Below are 2881 nucleotides of genomic sequence, written 5' to 3'. Positions count from 1 at the left end.
GGGCCGGGCAAGCATATGCCCGCAGCGGGGACGAGCAGTCCGGCGCTGAACCGTGCGAAACAGCGATTGACACCGGTCACCGACTTACCATACCATGTCGGGCTTTCCGTTATCAGGCAAATAAGGACGGCGTTCTTGATGAAGACTTTCTCTGCCAAACCGCACGAAGTGTCACGCGAATGGCTTCTGGTTGATGCCACCGACAAGGTGCTGGGTCGCCTTGCCACCGAAATTGCTCGCCGCCTGCGCGGCAAGCACAAACCCGAATTCACTCCGCACGTGGATACGGGCGACTACATTGTCGTCACCAATGTCGAGAAGTTGCGCGTCACCGGCAATAAGGCTGAGGACAAGAAATACTATCGCCACTCGGGCTATCCCGGAGGCATCTACGAAACGAATTTCACCAAGATGCAGCAGCGCTTCCCGGGCCGTGTCCTTGAACAGGCCGTGAAGGGCATGCTCCCCAAGGGACCGCTCGGTTACGCCATGCTCAAGAAAATGAAGTGCTACGCTGGCGCCACCCATCCGCATGCTGCCCAGCAGCCGAAAGTTCTGGAACTCTAAGGGGTCGTCACAATGGCTGAAAATTACTTCTATGGCACGGGACGTCGGAAATGCGCCGTCGCGCGCGTCTTCATGAAGCCCGGCAGCGGCAAGTTTATTGTCAATGGCAAACCGGTCGATGAATTCTTCTCGCGAGTTACGGGACGAATGATTGTTCGACAGCCGCTGCAGCTGGTCGAGCAGACGGCTGGCTTCGACATTCTCGTCAATGTTGCTGGCGGCGGCGAGTCCGGTCAGGCAGGCGCGGTTCGGCATGGCATTACGCGGGCACTGATTGCCTACGACATGTCGCTCAAGCCAGCGCTTTCGAAAGCGGGCTTTGTCACTCGTGACGCTCGTGAAGTTGAACGCAAGAAAGTCGGTTTCCACAAGGCACGCCGGCGCAAGCAGTTCTCGAAGCGCTGACCGCATCCGGTTGGACCGCGGAGCCGCCTGTGGGCGGCTTTTGTGTTCTCGTGGGCCGGACACTTTCATTGCCAGTTATCGCGGAGACTGTTTATGATCAAGGTTGGAATCGTCGGCGGCACCGGCTACACCGGCGTCGAATTGCTGCGGCTTCTGGCGCAGCATCCAGCAGTGCAGCTCGTTGCCATCACCTCCCGAGGAGATGCCGGTACCGCGGTCTCAAGCATGTTTCCGAGTTTGCGCCGACGACTGAATCTGCAGTTCGAAGATCCGGCAAGCGCCAATCTGCAAGCCTGTGATGTGGTTTTCTTTGCCACGCCGAACGGCGTCGCGATGCAACAGGCTCCGACTCTGCTCGACGTCGGCGTGCGCGTGATTGACCTCGCCGCTGATTTTCGCCTCAGCAATGTGGCCGAGTGGAACCAGTGGTACGGGATGCAGCACTGCAGTCCGGAATGGGTCGCCCAGGCAGTCTATGGTCTGCCGGAATACCATCGAGCCGACATCCGCAACGCTCGCCTGGTCGCCAATCCGGGCTGTTACCCGACGGCAGTGCAACTGGGCTTCATGCCGCTCCTCGAGGCCGGTGTGGTAGAACTGGATCATCTGGTCGCGGACGCGAAATCGGGCGTCTCCGGGGCTGGGCGCAAGGCCGAGATCCCCGCCCTGTTCTCGGAAGCCGCCGACAATTTCAAGGCCTATGGCGTCCCCGGACACCGCCATCTGCCGGAGATTCGGCAGGGCCTGTCGAGAATGGCTGGCAGCCCGGTCGGACTGACCTTTGTTCCCCACCTGACCCCTTTGATCCGTGGCATTCATGCCACTCTCTACGCCCGCATCAAGAGTACAGCGGACTTTCAGGCGATCTTTGAAAAGCGCTACCAGAACGAGCCTTTTGTCGATGTCCTGCCGTCCGGTTCACATCCTGATACGCGCTCGGTACGAGCCGCCAACACCTGCCGTATCGCGGTGCATCGCCCCCAGGAGGGCAACATTCTGGTTGTGCTCTCGGTCATCGACAACCTGGTCAAAGGCGCCGCAGGCCAAGCCGTGCAAAACATGAACATCATGTTCGACCTGCCCGAAACCGAAGGTCTCCGGCAACTGGCGGTGTTTCCCTGAGACTGAACCGATCCGCAAGGCCCAACGACAAAAATGTTATGATCAGCGGCATCGGCATTGCTGCGATCAGAGTCCTGAAACCGCTGGAACTCCTCGAAAGCAGACATGTCTGATCTGACGTTGCAAAGCGTCATGCTGCTTGACAAGCGCCTGTCCAAACGCGCAGGCATCAGAACCGTAGTACGCAAACTGGCCGCAACTGACCGATCCTGGCCCGAATCGGCGCAGATATCAGATTTTGGAGAATGATGTAATGAATGTAGCGACTGAAATGCCGATGCCCTTTGTGTTTACCGACAGCGCGGCGGGCAAGGTGAAAGAATTGATCGAAGAAGAAGGCAACCCGGAACTGAAGCTTCGGGTATTCGTCACCGGCGGCGGGTGTTCAGGTTTCCAGTATGGGTTCACCTTCGACGAGGTGGCCAACGACGACGATACCGCGTTGCAGAAGAACGGCGTCACCTTGCTGATCGACCCGATGAGCTACCAGTATCTGGTCGGCGCCGAAATCGACTACACGGAAGGGCTGGAAGGTTCGCAGTTCGTGATCAAGAACCCGAACGCCTCTTCGACCTGCGGTTGCGGCTCCTCGTTTTCGGTTTAGGCTGGTCCGGCAGCGAGAGGACTGCCAGCCACGGCGCGGCCGCCTTTCCTCAAACCAGGCCCGGTTCAGCGTCAAACCGAATCGCCCGGCGCGCGCGCCACACGAAGTTCGTGATTCAACCATAGCAGCAAGCCCAGGACGACCATCGCTCCGCCTTGATGCGCAGCCCCCAGGCCCACTGGA

Annotated in this window: 4 protein-coding genes; all 4 read left to right on the top strand. The window is 59.1% G+C overall.

Features of this window, described 5'->3' with window-relative positions:
- Positions 1 to 138: 138 nt before the first annotated feature.
- The gene (gene rplM / locus CAPSK01_RS09890; protein WP_034925822.1) at positions 139 to 567 is read left to right on the top strand and encodes a 50S ribosomal protein L13; all 429 of its coding nucleotides are present in this window, start codon (positions 139 to 141) and stop codon (positions 565 to 567) included.
- Between the two features lie 12 nt (positions 568 to 579).
- On the top strand, positions 580 to 972 hold the full coding sequence (rpsI, locus tag CAPSK01_RS09885; protein ID WP_034925820.1) for a 30S ribosomal protein S9: 393 nt from the start codon (positions 580 to 582) through the stop codon (positions 970 to 972).
- A gap of 93 nt (positions 973 to 1065) precedes the next feature.
- Positions 1066 to 2094 (top strand): N-acetyl-gamma-glutamyl-phosphate reductase, encoded by a 1029-nt coding sequence (gene argC, locus CAPSK01_RS09880; RefSeq protein WP_034925817.1) that lies wholly within the window; start codon positions 1066 to 1068, stop codon positions 2092 to 2094.
- Positions 2095 to 2347: 253 nt separating this feature from the next.
- The gene (erpA, locus tag CAPSK01_RS09875) at positions 2348 to 2698 is read left to right on the top strand and encodes an iron-sulfur cluster insertion protein ErpA (protein ID WP_034925815.1); all 351 of its coding nucleotides are present in this window, start codon (positions 2348 to 2350) and stop codon (positions 2696 to 2698) included.
- Positions 2699 to 2881: the final 183 nt, after the last annotated feature.

Source organism: Candidatus Accumulibacter vicinus (assembly GCF_000584955.1).
In the GTDB taxonomy this organism is placed as follows: Bacteria; Pseudomonadota; Gammaproteobacteria; order Burkholderiales; family Rhodocyclaceae; genus Accumulibacter; species Accumulibacter vicinus.
This window is presented reverse-complemented; position numbering and strand designations above follow the sequence as displayed.